The organism is Schaalia turicensis (assembly GCF_019380255.1).
In the GTDB taxonomy this organism is placed as follows: Bacteria; Actinomycetota; Actinomycetes; order Actinomycetales; family Actinomycetaceae; genus Pauljensenia; species Pauljensenia turicensis_A.
This window is the reverse complement of record NZ_CP048928.1, coordinates 760,807-783,751: the sequence shown is the minus strand read 5'-3', so window position 1 is coordinate 783,751 and position 22,945 is coordinate 760,807. Positions and strand designations below refer to the sequence as shown.

Annotated in this window: 14 protein-coding genes and 1 rRNA gene; 2 read left to right on the top strand and 13 right to left on the bottom strand. The window is 56.2% G+C overall.

Features of this window, described 5'->3' with window-relative positions:
- Nucleotides 1-110: 110 nt before the first annotated feature.
- From G5S47_RS03315 to pheS, 9 genes are all read right to left on the bottom strand, one after another.
- A 16S ribosomal RNA gene (locus G5S47_RS03315) occupies nucleotides 111-1,653 on the bottom strand.
- A 650-nt stretch (nucleotides 1,654-2,303) separates the two neighbouring features.
- Complete coding sequence (tyrS, locus tag G5S47_RS03310; RefSeq protein WP_006681555.1) at nucleotides 2,304-3,569, bottom strand: tyrosine--tRNA ligase; 1,266 nt, start codon at nucleotides 3,567-3,569, stop codon at nucleotides 2,304-2,306.
- Nucleotides 3,570-3,611: 42 nt separating this feature from the next.
- Nucleotides 3,612-5,045 (bottom strand): argininosuccinate lyase, encoded by a 1,434-nt coding sequence (gene argH, locus G5S47_RS03305; protein ID WP_219585818.1) that lies wholly within the window; start codon nucleotides 5,043-5,045, stop codon nucleotides 3,612-3,614.
- The gene (locus G5S47_RS03300) at nucleotides 5,042-6,427 is read right to left on the bottom strand and encodes an O-antigen ligase family protein (RefSeq protein WP_006681557.1); all 1,386 of its coding nucleotides are present in this window, start codon (nucleotides 6,425-6,427) and stop codon (nucleotides 5,042-5,044) included. The genes argH and G5S47_RS03300 overlap by 4 nt, the downstream gene beginning before the upstream one ends.
- Before the next feature lie 139 nt (nucleotides 6,428-6,566).
- Entirely contained in the window at nucleotides 6,567-7,790 is a 1,224-nt protein-coding gene (locus tag G5S47_RS03295) for an argininosuccinate synthase (RefSeq protein WP_006681558.1), read from the bottom strand.
- Between the two features lie 57 nt (nucleotides 7,791-7,847).
- A complete protein-coding gene (locus G5S47_RS03290) occupies nucleotides 7,848-8,360 on the bottom strand; it encodes an arginine repressor (protein ID WP_219585817.1) in 513 nt (170 codons plus the stop codon).
- Nucleotides 8,361-8,410: 50 nt separating this feature from the next.
- Nucleotides 8,411-8,902: a flavodoxin domain-containing protein gene (locus G5S47_RS03285; protein ID WP_219585816.1), complete on the bottom strand. Its 492-nt coding sequence runs from the start codon at nucleotides 8,900-8,902 to the stop codon at nucleotides 8,411-8,413.
- 128 nt (nucleotides 8,903-9,030) lie between these two features.
- Nucleotides 9,031-11,679, bottom strand: coding sequence for a phenylalanine--tRNA ligase subunit beta (pheT, locus tag G5S47_RS03280; protein ID WP_219585815.1), 2,649 nt, complete (start codon nucleotides 11,677-11,679; stop codon nucleotides 9,031-9,033).
- A 1-nt stretch (nucleotide 11,680) separates the two neighbouring features.
- Nucleotides 11,681-12,766, bottom strand: a complete 1,086-nt coding sequence (pheS, locus tag G5S47_RS03275; protein ID WP_219585814.1) for a phenylalanine--tRNA ligase subunit alpha — start codon at nucleotides 12,764-12,766, stop codon at nucleotides 11,681-11,683.
- A 205-nt stretch (nucleotides 12,767-12,971) separates the two neighbouring features.
- Between pheS and map the strand changes: the two genes are divergently transcribed.
- Nucleotides 12,972-13,859: a type I methionyl aminopeptidase gene (gene map / locus G5S47_RS03270; RefSeq protein WP_219585813.1), complete on the top strand. Its 888-nt coding sequence runs from the start codon at nucleotides 12,972-12,974 to the stop codon at nucleotides 13,857-13,859.
- A 134-nt stretch (nucleotides 13,860-13,993) separates the two neighbouring features.
- Entirely contained in the window at nucleotides 13,994-14,749 is a 756-nt protein-coding gene (ppgK, locus tag G5S47_RS03265; RefSeq protein ID WP_219585812.1) for a polyphosphate--glucose phosphotransferase, read from the top strand.
- A 79-nt stretch (nucleotides 14,750-14,828) separates the two neighbouring features.
- On the opposite strand, the gene acnA is transcribed toward ppgK, so the two are convergent.
- The 4 genes from acnA to G5S47_RS03245 form a co-directional block, all read right to left on the bottom strand.
- Complete coding sequence (gene acnA / locus G5S47_RS03260) at nucleotides 14,829-17,519, bottom strand: aconitate hydratase AcnA (protein ID WP_219585811.1); 2,691 nt, start codon at nucleotides 17,517-17,519, stop codon at nucleotides 14,829-14,831.
- A gap of 392 nt (nucleotides 17,520-17,911) precedes the next feature.
- On the bottom strand, nucleotides 17,912-19,138 hold the full coding sequence (locus G5S47_RS03255) for an MFS transporter (RefSeq protein ID WP_219585810.1): 1,227 nt from the start codon (nucleotides 19,136-19,138) through the stop codon (nucleotides 17,912-17,914).
- A 330-nt stretch (nucleotides 19,139-19,468) separates the two neighbouring features.
- Nucleotides 19,469-20,779 (bottom strand): class I SAM-dependent RNA methyltransferase, encoded by a 1,311-nt coding sequence (locus G5S47_RS03250; protein ID WP_219585808.1) that lies wholly within the window; start codon nucleotides 20,777-20,779, stop codon nucleotides 19,469-19,471.
- A 69-nt stretch (nucleotides 20,780-20,848) separates the two neighbouring features.
- The gene (locus G5S47_RS03245; protein ID WP_373273799.1) at nucleotides 20,849-22,849 is read right to left on the bottom strand and encodes an amino acid permease; all 2,001 of its coding nucleotides are present in this window, start codon (nucleotides 22,847-22,849) and stop codon (nucleotides 20,849-20,851) included.
- Nucleotides 22,850-22,945: the final 96 nt, after the last annotated feature.

Here is a 22,945-nt window from a genome sequence, read left to right as displayed (position 1 = left end):
GCACCCACACCCACCAAGAAAAACCCTCGGTGAACAAATGCGAGCACAAGAAACACACACCACACACACTCACGTGCCATGATGCGCATCCCCAAAAACGGGCTCCCTAGAAAGGAGGTGATCCAGCCGCACCTTCCGGTACGGCTACCTTGTTACGACTTCGTCCCAATCGCCAATCCCACCTTCGACCACTCCCCCCGGAAAACCGGTTAGGCCATGAGCTTCGGGTGTTACCAACTTTCGTGACGTGACGGGCGGTGTGTACAAGGCCCGAGAACGTATTCACCGCAGCGTTGCTGATCTGCGATTACTAGCGACTCCACCTTCATGGGGTCGAGTTGCAGACCCCAATCCGAACTGAGACTGGCTTTAAGTGATTCGCTCCACCTTACGATATCGCAACACTCTGTACCAACCATTGTAGCATGCGTGAAGCCCAAGACATAAGGGGCATGATGATTTGACGTCATCCCCACCTTCCTCCGAGTTAACCCCGGCAGTCCCCCACGAGTCCCCACCATAACGTGCTGGCAACATAGGGCAAGGGTTGCGCTCGTTGCGGGACTTAACCCAACATCTCACGACACGAGCTGACGACAACCATGCACCACCTGCACACCCCCAACCAAATGCCACCACATCTCTGCAGCGTCAGGGTGCATGTCAAGCCTTGGTAAGGTTCTTCGCGTTGCATCGAATTAATCCGCATGCTCCGCCGCTTGTGCGGGCCCCCGTCAATTCCTTTGAGTTTTAGCCTTGCGACCGTACTCCCCAGGCGGGGCACTTAAAGCGTTAGCTACGGCGCAGAAACCACGGGTGGCCCCCACACCTAGTGCCCAACGTTTACAGCGTGGACTACCAGGGTATCTAATCCTGTTCGCTCCCCACGCTTTCGCTCCTCAGCGTCAGTAACGGCCCAGAGACCCGCCTTCGCCACCGGTGTTCCTCCTGATATCTGCGCATTCCACCGCTACACCAGGAATTCCAGTCTCCCCTACCGCACTCAAGTCAACCCGTACCCACCGCACGCCCCCAGTTAAGCCAGAGGATTTCACGGCAGACGCGGCCAACCGCCTACAAGCCCTTTACGCCCAATAATTCCGGACAACGCTCGCGCCCTACGTATTACCGCGGCTGCTGGCACGTAGTTAGCCGGCGCTTCTTTACCCACTACCCTCACCACAACCCAAAGCTGCGGCTTGACCATGAGCGAAAAAGGTTTACAACCCGAAGGCCTTCATCCCTCACGCGGCGTCGCTGCATCAGGCTTGCGCCCATTGTGCAAAATTCCCCACTGCTGCCTCCCGTAGGAGTCTGGGCCGTATCTCAGTCCCAATGTGACCGGTCACCCTCTCAGGCCGGTTACCCGTCAAAGCCTTGGTAGGCCATCACCCCACCAACAAGCTGATAGGCCGCGAGCCCATCCCCCACCAGAAAAAACCTTTCCACCCACCAACATGCGCCAATGAGTGAATATCCAGTATTAGCAGCCGTTTCCGACCGTTATCCCAAAGAAGAGGGCAGGTTACTCACGTGTTACTCACCCGTTCGCCACTAATCCACCCCAACAAAGCTGGAGCATCATCGTTCGACTTGCATGTGTTAAGCACGCCGCCAGCGTTCGTCCTGAGCCAGGATCAAACTCTCCGAACAAAAACATATCCAGAAAAAACCAACCACCAAAACGCGGCCAGCCAATCCCAACAAAAAAACAAACTCAAAAACAAAAAACAGGCATAAAAACAAACACACTATCGAGTTCACAAACAACACCCACACACCCCAAAACAGCCACAAAAAACCGCAACCATCAAAAACAGGGAGGAAGCAACCACGCCACAATCACAAACCCAAAACCACAAACAGGCCCAAAAGCTTGCAACCACTCGGCGCAACAACAGAAACAATACCCACCCCCCACCACACCGTCAAATCAGCGCAAGCTTCAATTCCTACCTCTTGCACACCAGCAGATTCGCAGTATTTCGCCGAAAAGTGGCTCTGAGCAGCAAGGAAACACTAAAATTGTGATCTGTCAGCGTTTTACAGACCACAAAACTAGACCGTGATTGCGACTCAGATCTCCGTAGCAAACGCCGACTGTCACACGGCGCCTACACGTCGCCACATACATGCGATTGCGTACGTACACGGCGACCAATACATCTAAGAACACCACGCAGCACAGCACCAATATCGAGATGCAATGACCTGTTAGAAACGCACTGCGGGGCGGAAACGTAGTGTTTCCGCCCCGCAGGTGAGTCCAATCAGGAAATCAATGCAATTCCCATACGGACGCTTCAGTCGTCGAATTCGATGACAGCAAGGTTGCGACGCCCCTTACGGATCAGCAGTCGATGACCAGCCAGAACGTCGTCAGCCGTGAACACAGCTTCCGCGTCCTCAAACTTGACGTTGTTCAGGTACGCACCACCGGAAGCAATCGTGCGACGTGCGGCGCCTCGTCCCTTTTCCAAACCGGTTTCAACCAACGCGTCAACCATCGTTGCCTCACCGAGCTTCACAGTTGCGCGAGGAAGATCCGACGTAGCAGAAGCCAAGGTATCCGCATCGATTGCGCGCAGATCTCCACCACCCCAAAGGGCGTTGGTTGCGCCAAGAACACGCTCAAACTCTTCTTCACCGTGAACAAGCTTCGTCACCTCAGCCGCCAGGGCCTTCTGGGCTGCGCGCGCATGAGGACGCTCTGCAACCTCAACCTCAAGCTCTTCTATGCGAGCACGGTCAAGGAAGGTGAAGATCTTCAGGAAGCGAACAACATCGGCGTCCTCAACCTGCAGCCAGAACTGGTAGAAGGCGTACGGGCTCATCATCGTCGGATCGAGCCAAATCGCACCGCCCTCGGACTTACCGAATTTCGTACCATCAGCCTTCGTAATAATCGGAGTCGTCAGCACGTGCGACACCTCGCCGTCAACCTTACGAATCAGATCAACGCCACCGATCATATTGCCCCACTGATCGTTACCGCCGGTCTCGAGAGTGGCACCGTAACGACGATGCAGTTCAAGGAAATCGTTCGCCTGCAGGATCTGATAGGAGAACTCCGTGTAGGAAATGCCCTCATCCGATGCCAGACGACGCGCAACAATGTCCTTACCGAGCATCGTGCCAACGCGGAAGTACTTACCGATACCGCGGAGCAGATCAATGGCGCTCAGTTCCTCAGTCCAGTCGAGGTTGTTCACCATCGTCGCCGCGGCCGGTCCTTCAAAATCGAGAAAACGCGAGATCTGGTTGCGCAGATTGTCTGCCCAACCGCGAACGACCTCGGTCGGCTGTAGCTGACGCTCCCCCGATTGACGCGGATCGCCAATCTGACCGGTTGCCCCACCAACAAGTGCGAGTGGCTTATGACCAGCCAGCTGCAGGTGACGCATCAGAAGAATTTGAACAAGGTGTCCGTGGTGCAGAGAAGCTGCGGTCGGGTCGAAGCCACAATAAAAGGTGACCGGCCCGGCGTTCAGGTGCTCGCGAAGAGCATCAATGTCGGTGTGCTGGGCGATGAGACCCCTCCACTGGAGGTCATCCAGAATGTCGGTCACTTTAAATTCCTTCCATTTCGGCTCGAAGTAGCCGAGGCTATCTTAGCGGGTTGAGGTGGACGCCCACTCACGGCATCCAGCAATACGGACAGCAAGTGCTTGTCGTTGTTCCTCAACGCGAACAGGAGCAGTTCCCCCCTTCCCCAGTCGCGCGGATACAGATCCTGCGACGTTCAGGACTTCGCGGACATCCGGGGTCAGAAGCGACGAGGCCGAGGTCAATTCTTCATCGCTGAGATCAGCAAGCTCGACGCCACGTCGCTCTGCCATCTTGACGCAAGCTCCAGAGATTTCGTGCGCGCTACGGAAAGGTACTCCCCTACGCACAAGCCACTCTGCAATGTCCGTGGCAAGCGAGAATCCCTGAGGTGCGAGCTCCGCCATGCGCTCCAAGTTAAGGGTCATCGTTTCAACCATTCCCGAAACAGCGGGCAGCAAAACATCGAGCGTATCCAGCTGATCGAAGACAGGTTCTTTGTCTTCTTGAAGATCGCGATCGTATGCCAGCGGGATGCCCTTGAGCACCGTCAATAGGCTCATCAGATCACCGATCAGGCGACCGGCTTTACCGCGAGCGAGTTCAGCCACATCGGGATTCTTCTTCTGAGGCATGATCGATGATCCTGTTGAGAAGGAATCATCAAGAGTCACGTAGTCGAATTCCTTGGTGTTCCACATGATGATTTCTTCGCTGAGGCGAGAGATATCAACGCCGATCATCGCAAGGATAAAAGAGCACTCCGCAACGATGTCACGCGACGCGGTTCCATCGATCGAATTATCCACCGAATCATCAAAGCCGAGCTGACGAGCAACAGCCTGCGGATCCATGCCGAGAGTATTACCTGCCAGAGCGCCCGAACCATAGGGAGAAATCGCGGCACGCTTATCCCAATCGGCAAAACGTTCAACGTCGCGAATCAGAGGCCATGCATGTGCCATCAGATGATGCGCCACCAAAACGGGTTGTGCGTGTTGCATATGAGTACGCCCCGGCATAACAGCGTCACCAGCACGTGCAGCCTGCGACAAAATCGCGTCCACAACATCCACGACGCGGCTCGCAATATGGCGCGTCTCGTCACGCAGGTACATGCGAATCAGTGTTGCAATCTGATCATTACGCGAACGCCCCGCACGCAACTTTCCGCCAAGCTCACTCCCCGCGCGCTCAAGCAAACCACGCTCGAGTGCCGTATGGACATCCTCATCGTCCGGCGATGGAACAAACGCACCCGACGCAACATCGGCATCCAATTGCGCCAACGTGGCATGCATCGCGTCGATTTCATCAGCGCTTAAGAGGCCAGCCTCGTACAGCGCGTCAGCGTGGGCATGAGAACCAGCAATGTCCACATGCGCGAGACGCCAATCGAAATGGGTAGAAACTGAAAGGGCTGCGAGCGCCTGCGCAGGACCACCGGAAAAACGGCCACCCCACAAAGCAGTCGGTGTTGTTGTCTCTTGCGAAGTCACGGGTTCATCATTCCTTGCCCTCGCGACAAACTCCAATTCGCGAGACGTTTAAACGGACCATATTTTGCAAACAGTGAAGCAAAAGGTTGTTTTTTCGCCACCCACGCTGCCAAGATGACAAAAAGAATCCAGTTGCCTTCAAACAAAAGACGGGATTCAACCGTTGACTGAATAATCAATGCTGAAGCAATCATTGCTGGCATTACAACCCTGCGGGATTCATCGATATGGCGCACAGCGTAAATGAACGTGCCGAAGAATACTGTCGCAACGGCGACGCTCAGAATTGAGACTCCGATAATGCCTGTCTGGAAAAGGGCCTCGATAAACGAGTTGTGAGCCTGAGTTGTCGGAGTTCCATCACCACGACGAATGAAATTCGAAAAAACAGGCACATCACCTTGATAGCCAATGGTGAAGCCCCATCCGAGAATCGGATGTTGGCTCCACATGGGGAGAAGCGCCTTCCAGATGTCACCACGACCTGAAAAATCCGGGGAACGACCAAGGAAATCAGTGATCGCCAAACGGTTAAACAGTGCGATCACCGCTCCTGTCAGAGTCAGCGAGACGATCAAAGAAATCAGGGCGGGACGATGAGGACGCGTCACCGACTTCACCAAACCGAAGGACATTGCGATCGCCATACAGATGATGACCGCGACGGTGACCGTTCCTGAACGCGTCAGAGCAATTGTCACAATCGAAATGATCAGCCAGATAATCGTTGACGTCGTGTTTTTATACGTTGACATCCATTTGACAAGCAAACAGAGAATCAACAGCAACGCAATAAACGCAAGCGGATTCCGATTACCGGGGAAGCCTTGAATAGGGCCACCATTAAAAAGATCTCCATAAACCCAATAGGACATATCGGGCACGGATTCCCCAGCGCGGATCATTGGAATCGGAGCCAAGCGCTGTTTCCAGATAAGAGCGGTGAACAGCTCAAGAGCGTAGGAAACAATCAGAATGACCTTGAACGAAACGATGAGAAGATTCGCTGTTTCCGTAAACGTGTAACAGGCAGAAATCGCCAAACCTGTAAGAGACACGCCGATTGTCACGACGGCAAACATCGCAGAATAATGCGGATATTGCGACCATGTGACCGATAAAGCGCACCACATGACGAACAGCAGTGTGGCAAGTGGATACGCAACCTGTGTGAAACGAATCTGATTGAGATGCATCAGATACGCCAAAGCAACAAATAATGCCACCATGACAACCGAAGACCCGTAGAAGCCAACGATATTACGTACGCCTTGGCCTGCGAAGCCTAGAAAGAAGATTGCAATGGTGACGATATCTAAGGCTCGACGCTCAGGCGTCGTCTTCGCCCCATACCTGCGTAGAAACTCAACCGATTCTTTCATCGTGACCACTCTAGCGAAAGAACGTGCCACGCCCCGGTGTCCATTGGGCACACTTAGATAAAGAAAACACGTGTGCCCAAGGAAATCGGCCTTGGGCACACGTGCATATCAGTGTTTGTTTGACCAAACGAACGTCTGCTCAGTATCCCTGCGAGTTACCCAGACGGACGTCACGAGCAGCCGCAAGCTTCGACTGCAGACCGTAGATATCAATGAATCCACGCGACGAGGACTGATCGAAGCTATCGCCAGTCTCGTAGGTTGCCAGGTTGAAGTCATACAGTGAAGCCTCGGAACTCCGTCCATTCACAGTTGCACGGCCACCGTGCAGGACCATACGAATATCACCGGTCACATACTGCTGAGTATCTTCAATGAACGCATCCATGGACTTCTTCAACGGTGAGTACCACTGGGCTTCATAGACCAATTCACCCCACATCTGCTCAAGACCACGCTTGTAGCGGCGCTGCATGCGTTCGAGGGTGATGGATTCCAACCCCTGGTGTGCTTCGATCAAAGCGAGAGCACCGGGAGCCTCGTAAATCTCACGTGACTTGATGCCAACCAGACGATCTTCGACCATGTCAATACGACCGATGCCTTGAGCGCCTGCACGGCGGTTCAGCTCTTGGATTGCTTCAAGCGGGGTGACTGCGCGACCGTCAATGGCTACCGGGATGCCCTTTTCGAAGGAAATGACGACCTCATCCGGAAGCGGCGGGTAAGTCGGATCATCGGTGTAAACGTAGACGTCCTTGGTCGGCGCGTTCCACAGGTCTTCAAGGAAGCCAGTTTCGATTGCTCGACCCCACACGTTCTGGTCGATCGAGAACGGGTTATGCTTCGTCGTTTCGATCGGCAGGTGGTGCTTCTCGGCGTATTCGATAGCAACGTCACGCGTCAGCGCAAGGTCACGAACCGGCGAGATGCAGTCCATGTCGGGGGCCATCGACGTAATCGAAACCTCGAAACGTACCTGGTCGTTCCCCTTGCCGGTGCAACCGTGAGCAACAGTGTGTGCGCCAAATTCGCGCGCAGCTTTCACCAGGTGCTTGGCGATCACGGGACGGGACAGAGCTGAAACCAGCGGGTACTTACCTTCATAGAGGGCATTCGCCTTCAGTGCCGGCATGCAGTATTCGTTGGCGAACTCGTCGCGAGCATCTGCAACGTAGGCTTCCACCGCACCGCAGTCGAGCGCGCGCTGGCGGATGACCTCGAGGTCTTCGCCGCCCTGCCCCACGTCAACTGCAACCGCAACGACCTCGCGACCGGTCTGTTCGCCGATCCAACCAATAGCAACGGAGGTGTCCAAACCGCCCGAGTATGCGAGGACAACGCGGTCCTTGTGCTCTGCCATGTTGTATTCCTTCTCCGATGAAAGTGTGAGAGTGGAGTGAATAAGAAAAGTGTGGGCTCAGTGAGCGGAAGATCCGGGCTCAGCAAGATCCATCAGATACGATTGGGTCTGCTGCGCATCTTCAGAAGATCGACAAATCACAAGGATTGTGTCATCGCCCGCGATTGTTCCCGCAACCGCATCAAGACGAACAGCATCGATAGCTGAGGCCAAGAGATTGGCTGCTCCAACCGTTGTCCTGAGCACCAGCTGATGGTCAACAAGGATTGAGGTAACGAGGATCGACTGGCACCATTTCTGCAAGCGTTCGTGTCCAGCTTCGCCTTCGTGGGTTGCTCCCCCGTCAATATCGGGAACGGAGTAGATGCGAGTGCCGTCAGCCACACGAATCTTTGTCGCACGCATATCGACAAGGTCACGCGACAGAGTTGCCTGAGTAACGTCAATACCTTGCTCACGCAACAGATCGCGAAGATCCTTTTGCGAACCGATTGATCCGCAAGCAAGAATTGAACGAATTGCTTCACGTCGCGCAGCGGGCGTTTGTGTGCTTCGATCTCCCATATGCATGATTATACATAACTATGTATAAATTGCACAATGGCGTGAGGCGCCCCCAATCAGCGCTGTTCGAGATCCTTCAGAATCGAATCAGTCCACTCGTTGATCTCATCCCAGTTGCGGAAATCGCCTTCCACAACACCGGCAAGACGTGCAACTGAGCGTTCACGCAACGAAAGCAACGATGGGGTGTAGCGACCAGCAAAAGAATGAAGATCAATAGCACTGACGCGAGTCAGAAGCGGACCGATACGCGTCGGATCCTGAGGGGCATGCTTCGGAACACCATTCATACCAACCGAGAATGCCCACACGGGCTTGTTTTCAAGCTGGGCGCTAAAACGATCCATGAAATCGTGCGCTCCATCCATCCACTGCAGGATATAAACAGCCGAACCGCAAATCACAGCGTCATAAGCGTCAACAGAAGTAACATCCTCCGGCGCGATGCGATCAGCCGTGTGACCGGCATCTTCGAGTCGCCTCGCAATCGCGTCGGCAACTTCGTTCGTTGAACCATGCTTTGAAGAAGCAGTGACAAGGATATGCATAGCTATAAGTGTGGCAGAAAGCCGGGCTGGAGTCGCGCTGACATCTCGTACTGAGTCAAGATACACAAGGCGCGGACTCCAGCCCGGCTGTTCTATCGGTCATCGTGCCCCGTCAGGAGCCTCGTTAACTAAGAGCGCAACTGTGCTCCCAGCACCTTGCCCGCCTTCGCGACGACACTTTCGCGAACCTCACGAACTTCGTCGGCACTCAGCGTGCGATCCGGCGCACGCAACTTCAGAGCGAACGCCAGCGAGCGAACGTCAGCGCCAAGTGTCTCGGATTCGAAAATGTCGAACAGCGTCACTTCTTCAAGCAACGCTCCCCCGCCCTGGCGAACAACCTGCTCGACGCGAGCAACAGGGATCGACTTCGACACAACAAGAGCGATGTCTTCCTTCGCAATCGGGTAAGTCGAGACGGGCTTCACCTGCGTCGGCTCACCGCTCATCGCCTCAATCAGAGCAGACAGATCAACCTCTGCGGCGCACGAACGGGCCGGCAAGCCAAACGACTTGCACACGCCGGGGTGAAGTTCGCCAGCCATCGCGATATCAATCAAATCGCGACCACGGCGGACGAATACGCGAGCAACACGACCCGGATGCCACGGAGCAACATCAGCCGGATCCGATGCAGGTTCAGGCATCAGCGGACCGGGCACCTTCTTGTAGTCGGCATCCCACGCGCGAGTGACCTCAATGCGAACGCCCAGAAGAGACGCAATATTCTCGACCGTCTCAAGAGCATCCGACCATGCGAACATGCGAGCAGGCTCGACAACCGGCGAAGCCGAGGCACGACCGGCAAGGACAACACCCACATGCCACGGCTGAGCAGGAGTGCCAGCACGCAGTCCAGCAAGTTCCTCATCAGTCGGGCGCTGTTCAGCGCTCAGAAGATCGGCAGGAACTGTGCCTGCAGGGCGAACAACAAGTCCGGTTTCAAACAGCGCCACGCGGTCGCTACCGCGTGCAACGTTGCGTCCGGCAGCGTCAAGCAAGGTATCAATGATCGAGGTGCGCAACAGGGGTGCATCATCCGCAAGCGGGTTACGAAGCTTCAGAGCCTGACGACGTTCATCGCCCTGAGCGAGACGCTGACGATCGAAGGAATCCGAAACGAACGGATAGCTGAGAACCTCAACCAAACCAGAAGCTGCAAGCGACGCAGAAACGTGACGACGCGCCTGCTGCGCATCAGTCAAACCAGCACCGGCAGGAGCCGACGGCAGAATCGACGGAATAGTGTCGAAACCGTCAAGACGTGCAATTTCCTCAACCAGGTGGGCAGAACCAGTCAGGTCGGGACGCCACGTCGGAACGGTCACGTTGAAGATTCCGTCTTCGATTTCGTCGAGCGTGCAACCAATTTCAGTGAGAAGCTCCTCAACGCGTTCCTTCGAGTAGTCGACGCCGATCAAGCGGGCGGCATCGGTGTACGGGAAACGAATTGACGAGGCCGGCGCGACTTCGTTGAAGTCGGACACTGCTGCATCTGCCGTTCCCCCGCCGTACTCAACCAGCAGGTCAACAGCTCGTTGAGCTGCGACAGGAGCAAGCTGGGGATCAGTGCCACGTTCGAAGCGCTTCGACGCTTCAGACGGCAGGTGGTGACGACGTGCGGTACGGGCAACCGACACCGCATCAAAGTGAGCGGCTTCGAGGAGGATATCCGTCGTGGAATGCTCGACCTCTGAATACTGACCACCCATAACACCGGCCATGCCGATGATGCGTGATCCTTCACCGTTCGGAGAATCTGTGATCAGCAGGTCTTGCGGATCCAGTTGCCGATCGACCTCATCCAGCGTTGTCAGACGCTCACCGGCGCGTGCGCGACGGACAACGATCGGAGCTTCAAGAGCATTCAGGTCGTAGGCGTGCATTGGCTGCCCAAGGTCGAGCATCACGTAGTTGGTGATGTCAACGGCCAAGGAGAGGCTACGTATTCCTGCTGCTTCGAGACGCTCGACCATCCAACGCGGGCTGGGAGCCGAAGGGTTCACGCCACGAACAATGCGGGTGACAAAACGGTCCGCACCGGGCTTACCGTGGATCGGCGCGTCGTCTGCGATACGCACCTCGAATCCGTCAGCGGTTGCCTCGGGCACCGAAGCAACACGGTTTCCAACCAGACCGGGATCCGTGAACTTCGCACCCGTCGAGTGCGCGAATTCGCGTGCGACACCGCGCATTGAGAAGCAGTACCCGCGGTCGGGGGTCACATTGATCTCAAGAGTCTCTTCGCCCAAGCCAAGGAAACCGAGCAGATCAGAACCCGGAGCAGGGATCTCACGGTCTGGGAAATACTTCGGCAACACGATGATGCCATCGTGATCGTTACCCAGTCCCAGTTCACGGGCAGAGCAAATCATGCCATCGGAAATGTGACCGTAGGTCTTACGCGCTGCAATCGCGAAATCGCCGGGAAGAACTGCACCGGGCAGGGAAACAACAACGAGGTCACCCTCAACGAAGTTGTGAGCACCGCAAATGATGCCACGGCTTGGCAGATCCGAAGGTTCCTTACCGGCACCCGGCTGGTCGTTGTACTGACCAACGTCGACGCGACAGTAATTGACAGTCTTGCCGTTGGAGGCAGTTTCCTTCACCAGGGTCAGAACCTTGCCAACAACCAGCGGACCGGTGACCTTTGCGGGGTGGATTGCTTCTTCTTCCAGACCAACCTTCACCAGCGCTGCTGCGAGCTGCGCGGCATCAAGATCAGCAGGGACCTCGACGTGATCGGCGAGCCAAGAAATCGGAACCATTGGCATGTCAGTGTCCCTTTCCAATCAAACCGAACTGCTGGCTGAAACGAACGTCGCCTTCAACGATGTCGTGCATGTCAGCAATTCCGTGCCGGAGCATGAGGGTGCGTTCAATACCCATACCGAATGCGAAACCGGTGTAGACCTCCGGATCGATTCCGTTTGCTCTGAGAACGTTGGGGTTCACCATGCCGCAACCACCGACTTCAATCCAGCCGGCGCCGCCCTTCTTCTGTGGGAACCAAATATCGAGTTCGGCGCTGGGCTCAGTGAAAGGAAAAAACGACGGGCGCAGGCGCGCCTTCGCTTCAGGACCAAACATTGCCTGAGCAAAGTGATCGAGCACGCCCTTCAGGTGCGCCATGGTCAGGCCCTTATCAACGGCCAAACCTTCGACCTGGTGAAAAACCGGGGTGTGCGTCGCGTCGAGAGCGTCAGAACGGAACACCTTGCCCGGGCATGCGACGTACAGAGGGACACCGCGGTCAAGCATGGCACGCGACTGCACCGGCGACGTGTGAGTACGCATCACGAGGTGCCCATCATCGGCGTTCTGGCCACCAGCAGAAGTGCCGTCAACGTAGAACGTGTCCTGCATCTGACGAGCCGGGTGGTCGATGTCGAAGTTCAGGGAGTCGAAGTTAAACCATTCGTGTTCAACTTCGGGGCCTTCAGCGATAGCCCAGCCCATGGATGTAAACACATCTTCGATCTCTTCAATCAGAGTCTCGATCGGGTGACGCGCACCCGTCACCGTGCGATGCCCACCGGCAGTCACATCGACGGATTCTTCGCGAAGAACACGCGCCTCGTTCTCAGCTTCAAGCACCTCTTGACGGACGGCGAGAGCCTTCGAAATCTGGCCGCGAGCACCACCGAGATTCTTACCTGCAGTGCCACGGTCTGCGGGTTTGAGGGAACCGATGATGCGGTTGGCTGCCACCAGCGGGGCGTTGTCGCCAAGGATCGCTTGCTTTGTGGCTTTGAGTTCTTCGAGTGAAGATGCGGCTTCAATATCTGAAAGTGCAGCTGTGACGAGGACGTCGACGGCTGCGCTATCCAGTGGATTGAGGTCAGGGGCTTCCTGGGCCATGTCCTGTTTCCTCCAATTAGGTCTCGTTTTGAACGCACTATATGCCTTGCCATGATAGTCCGAGCCTGCAAGATACTGCCTTGTCGTCCACATGGGGTCACTCACGCTGGGTTCATATCTTCGTTGTCTGCACAGTCAGCGTCATAAAGGAGCCTCGTCGCCTGGCCATCTGCCCGAGGTGAGCGAAAGGACTAGTCTTAAAGGTATGACTCATATATCTGATTTAGCCAAGCGTGCGCCACTTGGAACCTTGAAACCGGGAACTATCTCCCCTGTTCGTTTAGTCCCGTCTCATATTGATCGTCCTGAATACATGTTCCATGAGGGTCCGGAGCGCGTGACTGCGTCGGATATTAAGGACGTGTCGACGATCGAGCGTATTCGTCACGCGGGCCGTATTGCTGCTCAGGCTCTGGAGGCTGTGGGCAAGAGCGTCGCACCGGGTGTGACGACCGACGAACTCGACCGTATTGGCCACGAGTTCCTCATTGACAACAATGCCTACCCGTCATGCTTGGGGTACATGGGTTTCCCGAAGTCTCTGTGCACGTCGATCAACGAGGTCATCTGCCACGGCATTCCCGACGATCGCCCGTTGGAAGAAGGCGACATCGTGAACGTTGATATCACCGCCTATGTTGATGGTGTTCACGGTGATACCTGCGCGATGTTCGAGGTTGGCAAGGTCGACGAGGAATCGCACCTTCTGATTGAACGCACGCGTGAAGCGATGATGCGTGGCATTAAGGCTGTTGGTCCGGGTCGTGAAATCAACGTGATCGGTCGTGTCATTGAACGCTATGCGAAGCGTTTCGACTACGGCGTAATCCGCGATTACACGGGGCACGGTGTGGGCGAGGCCTTCCACTCCGGTCTGATTGTTCCTCACTACGATGCTGCACCCGCGTATTCGACGATGATGGAGCCCGGTATGGTCTTCACGATCGAGCCGATGTTGACCCTTGGTGGCATTGATTGGGAGCAGTGGGACGATGACTGGACCGTTGTGACCGCTGACCGTTCACGTACTGCTCAGTTTGAGCACACCATCGTTGTCACCGAAGACGGTGCGGAGATTTTGACTCTTCCGTGAGTCTGAGGCTGGCACATTTTTGCTGATCGACGAGGTCGCGCGGACGTAACTGTTCGCGTGGCCTTGTTGCTCGGCGCTACGATACGATAGCGACTGAGTCGAACAATGACGTTTCGGAAGGGATCATTCGCACAATGACGACCGTTGGATGTGGAATCGATATTGGTGGATCTGGCGTGAAAGCAGCGTTGGTCGACCTGGAGACTGGTGAGTTCATCGGCGAACGTATTCGCATTGAAACGCCCAAGCCTGCAACCCCTGATGCAGTTGCTGATGTTTGTCGTCAGCTTCTTGAAGGTCTTGAGGTTGCCTCCGATATTCCTGTCGGAATTACCTTCCCAGCTCCAGTGATTCACGGCGTTATTCCTTTTATGGCGAATCTGGATGATTCGTGGGTTGGTGTGAATGTCATTGACCTGATGGAAAAGCACCTTGGTCGCAAGGTTGTTCCACTCAACGACGCTGATGCTGCTGGTCTGGCAGAGGTCGTTTACGGTGCTGCGAAGGATGTCCCGGGTCTGGTCATTGTCACGACGCTCGGTACAGGAATCGGTTCGGCTCTGATCATGGACGGCACGCTCGTCCCCAACTCTGAGCTCGGCCACCTTGAGATCGACGGCCACGACGCCGAGACCCGCGCCTCGTCCGGTCAGAAGACACTTCAGGATCTGTCGTGGAAGAAGTGGGCGAAGCGCCTTCAGAAGTACTACAGCCACGTTGAAATGTTGTTCAGCCCCGACCTGTTCGTGGTCGGCGGTGGCGTGTCGAAGAACCACGCGAAGTTCATGCCGTTGCTTAATCTGAAGACGAAGATGGTCCCGGCTGAGCTTCGTAATACCGCCGGCATCGTCGGTGCAGCGTGGTACGCGGCATCCTGGCCTCGTGAATAATTCACTCGCAAAATCTTGAAGGCGACTACCAACTTGGTAGCGCACCGTGCCTCCCCACTCGTCTTACCGCGCGCGTTTTTTAGTCACGCTGAGCGAGGCCCCGCAAAACGTACTGCAGGATGCCACCGTGTCGATAGTAGTCAGCCTCACCGGGCGTATCGATACGCAGGCGCGCATCGAAGGTAACGGAGGTACCGTCTTCGCGTAGGGCCTCGACCGTCAGAGCCTGCGGGGTTATGCCCTCATTCAAAGCAGTGACACCGTGGATTGAGAAGACCTCATCACCAGTCAATCCCAGCGAGTCACGCGTCTGCCCTTCGGGGAACTGCAAGGGCAAGACACCCATGCCGATCAGGTTCGAGCGATGAATGCGTTCAAAGGATTCAGCGATCACGGCCTTCACGCCGAGCAAGGAGGTTCCCTTTGCTGCCCAGTCACGAGACGAACCGGAACCGTATTCCTTGCCACCGAGGACAACGAGGGGGGTGCCCTCGGCAAGATAGTCGACGCTGGCGTCATACACGGTTGAAACCGGTGCACCCGGGTGAGCAAAGTTCTTCGTGAAACCGCCTTCAACACCGGGAAGCATCTCGTTACGAATACGGATATTCGCGAACGTACCGCGGATCATGACCTCATGGTTGCCTCGGCGAGAACCGTAGGAGTTGAAGTCCTTGCGCTCGACTCCGTGGCTCATCAGGTACTGCCCCGCGGGGGTTTCCGGCTTGAAAGCGCCAGCCGGCGAAATGTGGTCGGTTGTCACCGAGTCGCCGAGCTTCAGCAGAACGCGAGCACCTTCGATATCCGAGACTGGAGCAGGCTCCAAGCCCATGCCCTCGAAATACGGGGGCTTACGCACGTAGGTGGATTCTCCGTTCCATGCGAATACATGGCCTTCGGGGGTGTTCAGAGAGCGCCAGCGTTCATCGCCAGCGAAGACATCCGCGTAGTCGTTTTCGAACATGGAGCGGTCGATCGACGCGTCGATTGTCTTCTGTACTTCGTCGGCGTCCGGCCAGATATCACGCAAATACACTTCAGAACCATCTGCGGGGTCGATTCCCAGCGGATCATTCTCGAAGTCGAAGTTCATCGTGCCAGCCAACGCGTAGGCGATGACAAGTGGGGGGGACGCCAGGTAATTCATCTTCACGTCGGGGTTGATGCGACCTTCGAAGTTACGGTTGCCCGACAGAACCGACACGACAGCGAGGTCGTTGTCGTTCACCGCTGCAGAAACCTCGGGAGTCAGCGGGCCAGAGTTACCGATACAGGTGGCGCACCCATAGCCAACCAGGTTGAAGCCCAGAGCATTGAGGTCGTCCCAGAGGCCTGCCTTCTCATAGTAGTCGGTGACAACCTTGGAACCGGGTGCCAGGGACGTCTTCACCCACGGCTTCGACGTCAGACCACGCTTCACAGCGTTACGCGCCAGCAGACCGGCCGCCAACATGACCGATGGGTTCGACGTATTCGTGCACGAAGTGATCGACGCGATCACCACATCACCGTGGTTCAGGCGAGTCTTCGTCCCATCGGCCAGCATCAACTCAACATCCTCACGCGGACCGTCCGGCGCATAGGTGCCGATCGTCTTCTCGAACATATCTTTCGAGTCCGACAGCTCGATACGGTCCTGCGGGCGCTTCGGGCCTGCAATCGACGGAACAACCGTCGACAGATCGAGTTCAAGGTATTCGGAATAGCGGGCTTCGCGTGAAGGATCGTGCCAGAGACCCTGCTTCTTCGCGTATGCCTCAACGAGGGCAATCGATTCTTCGCTCCGACCCGTCAGGCGCAGGTAGTCAAGCGTGACCTCGTCGATTGGGAAGATGGCGGCGGTGGAGCCGAACTCCGGCGACATGTTGCCGATCGTTGCGCGGTTCGCGAGCGGAACTGCGCCCACGCCACTGCCGTAGAACTCAACGAACTTGCCGACGACTCCGTGTGCGCGCAGCATCTGCGTAATCGTGAGCACGACGTCTGTGGCGGTTGCGCCAGCGGGGATTTTACCCTTCAGCTTGAAGCCAACAACGCGCGGGACCAGCATCGAAACGGGCTGTCCAAGCATGGCAGCTTCGGCTTCAATACCACCGACGCCCCAGCCGAGCACACCGAGACCGTTGACCATCGTGGTGTGCGAGTCAGTGCCGACGCAGGTGTCGGGGTAGGCCATCTTCGAGCCGTCGGCTTCATCCTTGACGAAAACCGTGCGGGCGAGGTGCTCAATGTTGACCTGGTGAACGATGCCGGTTGACGGCGGGACAACGCGGAAGTTATCGAATGCGCCCTGCCCCCAGCGGAGGAACTGGTAGCGTTCCTGGTTGCGTTCGTATTCACGTTCAACATTGCGTTCGAATGCGATCGAGGTACCGGCAACGTCAATCTGAACGGAGTGGTCGATGACCATTTCAGCGGGGGCCAGTGGGTTAATCAGAGTCGGGTCGCCACCGAGGTCAGCAACTGCTTCACGCATCGTTGCGAGGTCCACGATGCAGGGAACGCCGGTGAAATCCTGCATGATGACGCGGGCCGGGGTGAACTGGATTTCGGTGTCAGGCTCACCGTCTGGATCCCACGATGCGAGCGCTTTGATGTGCTCGACGGTGATGTTTGCTCCGTCTTCGGTGCGCAACAGGTTTTCCGCAAGAACCTTCAGTGAGTACGGAAGCTTGTCGAGGCCATCGACCGCGTCAAGCGAGTAAATCGTGTAGTCCTGAGAATCAACGCTCAGGGTGGTTTGTGCTCCGAATGAGTTCACGGATGCCATGACCTCTCCTCCACTGTTGCGCACGCACTTAAGTATCTTGATATCAAGATTACTTGCTGACGCGGTGTCCGCAAGTAGAAATAGGACAGATTCGTTGAATTCAGACTTTTCGGCGAATTCTCGGCTTCCCCTCAGGTGGCGCAGGAAGTCCTCACACAACACTCGCCTCAGAAATCAACAACATCGGTGTACTAAAAACCCGCGGATGTTGGTTCTCAGTGAACAAAAAGACACAAAAGATGCCAGCAATTCATGCGAGCCAATCATTCTTTCCATCCACGCCATGTCTACCTCCGGTCAGACGTGAAACCGCATTGATGAAAGGTTGAGATGAGCGCATAGCCCATGCGCTCATAGAAACGAAACGATGACTCGCCCAGATGGGGATCGCGCTAGGCAGTATCCTCGTCCGCATGCGTAGCGCTGATCCACAATAGCAGGCGGTGGCTAGCGGCCATCGCGAACAGCAAAAGCATGAGGTAGTACGGGAATAACGCGACAGAAAAATGGTTCGCAATCAACCCAAAAAACGGTGGCATGGCGAGGGTGCCCGCATAGGCGGTTGCCATCTGGACGCCGATAATCGCCTGCGATTTGTCCGCTCCGAAGCGCGCAGGTGTTGCGTGGATGATGCTCGGATACACCGGAGCACACCCCAAGCCAATCACCACAAGCCCCATCAACGCGATGATGTTATGGCCTGGGATCACCGTGGTGGCGATACCGATGACAATCAAGGCTTCACCACCAATAATCATCTGATCGTCGCTGAATCGAATGGTCAGGAAACCACTGAGTGCCCGCCCCACCGTAAGACCAACGAAGAATGCCGCTGCGTACGAAGCGGCGTCTTCAGCAGATACTCCACAGTGAAGGTTCAGGTAGCTGGCAGCCCAGAGTCCAGCTGTAGCTTCGATCGCGCAGTAGCAGAAGAATGTGAGCATAACTGCTTTTGCACCACGGATGCGAAGAATCTGCGCCAGGGTCAAAGGGGTACGAGGCCGCGCTTGACGATCATCAGCATCCGCCTGATGTGTGGGCGCGGAGTTGGCGTCACTCACACCGGTATTGACAGGTGTTTTCTTCCATAGGGGAAGACTGATAAAGAGCAACGTCGCCAACCCGATTTGCATCAGGCCAATGATTCGATAGCCACCAGCCCAACCAGCATGCCCGGTGAGCGCGTACCCCATGATGTACGGGCCAAGGCTGGCCCCTACGCCCCACATGCAGTGCAACCAGCTCATATGTCGCGACTTGTAATGAAGAGCGACGAAGTTGTTCAGCGATGCGTCAACGCTACCCGCGCCCAAACCGTAAGGAATCGCCCAAAGACAAAGCTCAAGGAATGACGTTGAGAAGGAGAAGCCGAGAAGGGCAACAGCGGTCATCGCGACGCTCGTTGCTGTCACCTTGCCGGTACCAAAACGCAGGGTCAGGCGATCGGAGTTCAGGGAGGAGACGATGGTGCCCGCTGCAATCAGCATCGAAATGATGCCTGCGTACGAAACAGGGACATCAATCTGCGGATAGATCGACGGCCACGCCGCACCTAACAGCGAGTCTGGCAGACCCAAGCTGATGAAGGCGACGTAAATGACTGCAAGCAAGAGTTGCATGAAGCTCCATATATCGTTTGACCGGCGCGTGAAGCTCTAGTGTATGCTTCCGACGCCTCGGCGAGTGACTGGTCACAGTTCAAAAAAGATGGGGTTCGTCAGCGACACGCAGAAGATGACTCTTCATTCAACGAGCTCTAATAATGAGTTCCATCTGCTCCACACTTTCACGGCTACTTCTTCCCCATTCCCGCACCGCTACAGTAGCGCCAAAACGCGAAGTGGCCGATTCAGCTACCAGAAGAGACAAGGCCAAACCGCGACGAGGATCAACGAAACGATGCCAGCGCGTACGATACGAAGATCAATCTGGGGGAAGAACCGACAAAGTCAATTCACGCGTTGAAGCAAAGCAACTGTCTCTAGGTGATGCGTATGCGGAAATAAATCCCACGCATGGAGGCTGGCCAATTCATACCCCGCTTCGGTGAGCAAGCGCATGTCACGAGCACCGGCAGCAGGATCACATGACACTAGGACAATCTTCGATGCACCACACTGAGCAATAGCCTCGGTCACCTCACGACCTGCACCCGCGCGCGGAGGATCAAGAACAATGACGTCCGGGCGCCCTTCTAACCCCTCTACAAGTTCACTCACACCTTCAGCGTCAACATTCCCAACATAGGGTTCAACCCAGCCAAAGGGCGCACAGTTCTCGCCTGCGTCCTCAACCGCGCCCTGAGAACCTTCCAAGGTGACAATGCGACCGCGTGCACCAACAGCCTTTGCCATCGGAACACTGAACAGGCCAGCACCCGAATACAGCTCCATCACCCGGTCACCTTCAGACAGAGAGGCAACGTCCATGACTGCCTGTGCAAGAACTTCAGCACCCATGACATGCGTCTGCCAGAAGCCTCCAACGCGGACGCGGTATTCCAGTGGCTCACCGTTCACCCAGAGGCGCCAAGGCAATCGCGTTTCCTTGATCTTTTCACCCAGTGAGTTGAATGTTCCGCGAGGAGTCACGACGACTGGAGAGTCACCGTCAGGCGCGACAACGCGCACACGATCAGCAGGCTTGAAGAAAGGAGCCCATTGCGAATTCGCACCCCACAGGCCCAATCGTTCAATCGATTCTGAAGCCAATGGCATCGAATCTAGAGCAATGACATCTTTGCCACGATAGGTGTGCATACCGGCCAAGCCAGCGCGATCAATGACGACCTCGATGCGCGTTCGACGGTGCAATAAAGTCTGGTCGGTCTCGTCCCCGGGAGCTGGACGCACTGTAACACCGCCAAGATTTTCAACGCGGGCAGACAGAGCCTCGCCGCCAACGCGACGAAGCTGACCACGCAGAACCGTCTCTTTCCAGGCGCGCTGAGCCGCGGGCGCCACATGAGCGAGCTCGCCACCGCCGACGCCACCAGGGCCAGCCTGTGGCCACACGGACGGCACACGATCGGCAGATGCCTCAAGAATCTCTACAGCGTCAGCCCACGCAAGGTTCTTCTGCACCGACGTCACGCGTGCCTTCACCTTTTCGCCGGGCAATGTGTGACGGACAAACACCACGCGCCCGGAAACGTCGCGGGCAACACACGCGCCACCGTGAGCCGGCTCACCAACACGCAACTCAATAATCTCTTCGTTGCGTGGAGTGGCAGTGCGGTGATGATAACGGCGCTTGTTCATATGAAGCCTTTGATAATCCCCGATGGCGATAAAGCCTCACGGGAGCGAGTTGGATGTGAAGAAACGATTCTATTTCGTCGTCAACGAAGGCGGTCGCCTATTTTCGTGGGCACTCGAATGGTGCTCATCGGACTTGAAGGGGTCGTTAATCAACTGACGACCTTCCACTTCGTCATCTTCGCCTAGCTTCCACGGCACGGTCGTAATCACTACACCGGGAACGGACAGGAGGGCACGACGAAGACGCAATGCAGTCTGATTATGCATTGCATTTTCCCACCAATGACGAACAAGGAACTGGGGCATATACACGACCAGCATTTCCTCCGGAGCGCGACGGCGACGCCCGCGCACGTACTGCAACACAACCTGGTTGAGGTCGCGGTACGGGCTCGACAGGAGGGTCAACGGGATCGGTAGACCAGATTCTTTCCATTCCTTGCGGATGTGGGCTTCCTCGTCATCGTCGGCAACGACGCTCACCAGTTCCAGAGCGGAGGGTTGCGAGGCGCGGGCCGCAGCAATAGCTCGCATAGACGGGCGAGAAAGGTTAGAGACCAGTACCAGGGCACGAACGCGGGTCGGAAGCGCACGCTTCGCCGACCAATCGTCGACACGCAGCTGAGAGCGAATCTGCGTGTAGTGATGCTGAATGCCGAGTTGGACGCAGAAGACGACCGCAATCATGATCAGCGTAATCCACGCACCGTGCGTGAACTTCGTGGCCAAAACGATCAGCAGAACCAAGCCGGTCATCATAAAACCGATGATGTTCACCGCACGCGAGCGCAATACGGCGCCTCGTTCTGAGCCGGTCTGGCGCATACGCAGAGCGCGGTTCCAGTGACGAATCATGCCCAGCTGCGAAAGTGTGAAGGAGATAAACACACCGAGCACGTACAGCTGGATCAGGCGCGTCGTCTGGGCTTTGAATCCAACGATCAAGATGATCGCTGCAAGAGCCAGAACAACGATGCCGTTCGAGTATGAAAGGCGATCGCCACGCTTGTAGAGCTGTCGCGGAAGGAAGGAATCACGGGAGAGAACCGACGCAAGAGTCGGGAAACCGTTAAACGCAGTGTTTGCTGCCAAAACCAGAATCAAACCGGTCACGGTCGTCACCAAGAGGAACAGGATTGATCCATGGCCGAAAACAGCCGAAGCAATCTGACCAATTGCGGGAGACACAACCGTCTCTTCACCCACGGGCTGGCCGTTAAGTGTCAGCTGTTCGACGGCGTCATCGACAATCTTCACACCGGTTGCACGCGCCAAGATCAGGATCGACAGCATCATTGTTGCGGCAATCAAGCCGAGCAGTGCAAGCGTCGAAGCAGCATTCTTCGACTTGGGACGCTTAAACATGGGCACGCCGTTCGAGATTGCTTCAACGCCCGTCAAAGCGGCGCAACCGGAAGAGAACGCGCGCATCAGCAGGAACGCTCCCGCAAGGCCCGCCAGACCAGAGGAGAATTGATCGGAAGCAACCAGTTCGTATTGCGCTGTCGGTGCGCTCCCCAGGTGTCCTGTCGCCATCTGCACAAAGCCGACGATCACCATCAGCGCGATCGCACCCATGTAAATGTATGTCGGGATCGCAAATGCGCCACCTGCTTCTTTCGTGCCACGCAGGTTCAACAGGGACAAGATGATGACAAGCAGAACTGCGATCAGAACCTCGTGCCCCGCAAGCGACGGCAAAGCAGTCGTGATGTAGGCAGCACCCGACGAAATCGATACAGCGACCGTCAGGATGTAGTCGACCAGCAGAGCTGATGCGACAACCAGACCCCACGTGCGACCAAGGTTCGTTGTGACAACCTCGTAGTCACCGCCACCCGACGGGTAAGCATGCACGGTCTGGCGGTATGACAACACGACAACTGCAAGAACCGCAGCGACGACGACACCAACCCAAATCGACTGCAGGGCAGCCAAACCGCCCGCCAACGCTAAGGTCAGCAGGATTTCATCGGGGGCATAGGCGACCGACGACAGCGCGTCTGAGGCGAAGATCGGTAGCGCAATGCGCTTAGGCAGAAGCTGGTGTCCCATCGCGTCCGAACGCATCGGACGACCGATCAGAACACGTTTTGCTCTGGCGAAAACGTTATACAGCACGGGCTAAAGCGTAGCCCTATTAGCGTCAAAACAGCACTCCTTGGG

Bases quoted from the DNA above. Each gene is read 5' to 3' on its own strand.
- G5S47_RS03300 (WP_006681557.1), bottom strand. From the start codon at position 6,427: ATGAAAGAATCGGTTGAGTTTCTACGCAGGTATGGGGCGAAGACGACG.
- G5S47_RS03295 (WP_006681558.1), bottom strand. From the start codon at position 7,790: ATGGCAGAGCACAAGGACCGCGTTGTCCTCGCATACTCGGGCGGTTTG.
- G5S47_RS03290 (WP_219585817.1), bottom strand. From the start codon at position 8,360: ATGCATATGGGAGATCGAAGCACACAAACGCCCGCTGCGCGACGTGAA.
- G5S47_RS03285 (WP_219585816.1), bottom strand. From the start codon at position 8,902: ATGCATATCCTTGTCACTGCTTCTTCAAAGCATGGTTCAACGAACGAA.
- pheT (WP_219585815.1), bottom strand. From the start codon at position 11,679: ATGCCAATGGTTCCGATTTCTTGGCTCGCCGATCACGTCGAGGTCCCT.
- pheS (WP_219585814.1), bottom strand. From the start codon at position 12,766: ATGGCCCAGGAAGCCCCTGACCTCAATCCACTGGATAGCGCAGCCGTC.
- map (WP_219585813.1), top strand. From the start codon at position 12,972: ATGACTCATATATCTGATTTAGCCAAGCGTGCGCCACTTGGAACCTTG.
- ppgK (WP_219585812.1), top strand. From the start codon at position 13,994: ATGACGACCGTTGGATGTGGAATCGATATTGGTGGATCTGGCGTGAAA.
- acnA (WP_219585811.1), bottom strand. From the start codon at position 17,519: ATGGCATCCGTGAACTCATTCGGAGCACAAACCACCCTGAGCGTTGAT.
- G5S47_RS03255 (WP_219585810.1), bottom strand. From the start codon at position 19,138: ATGCAACTCTTGCTTGCAGTCATTTACGTCGCCTTCATCAGCTTGGGT.
- G5S47_RS03250 (WP_219585808.1), bottom strand. From the start codon at position 20,779: ATGAACAAGCGCCGTTATCATCACCGCACTGCCACTCCACGCAACGAA.
- G5S47_RS03245 (WP_373273799.1), bottom strand. From the start codon at position 22,849: ATGCGTTCGGACGCGATGGGACACCAGCTTCTGCCTAAGCGCATTGCG.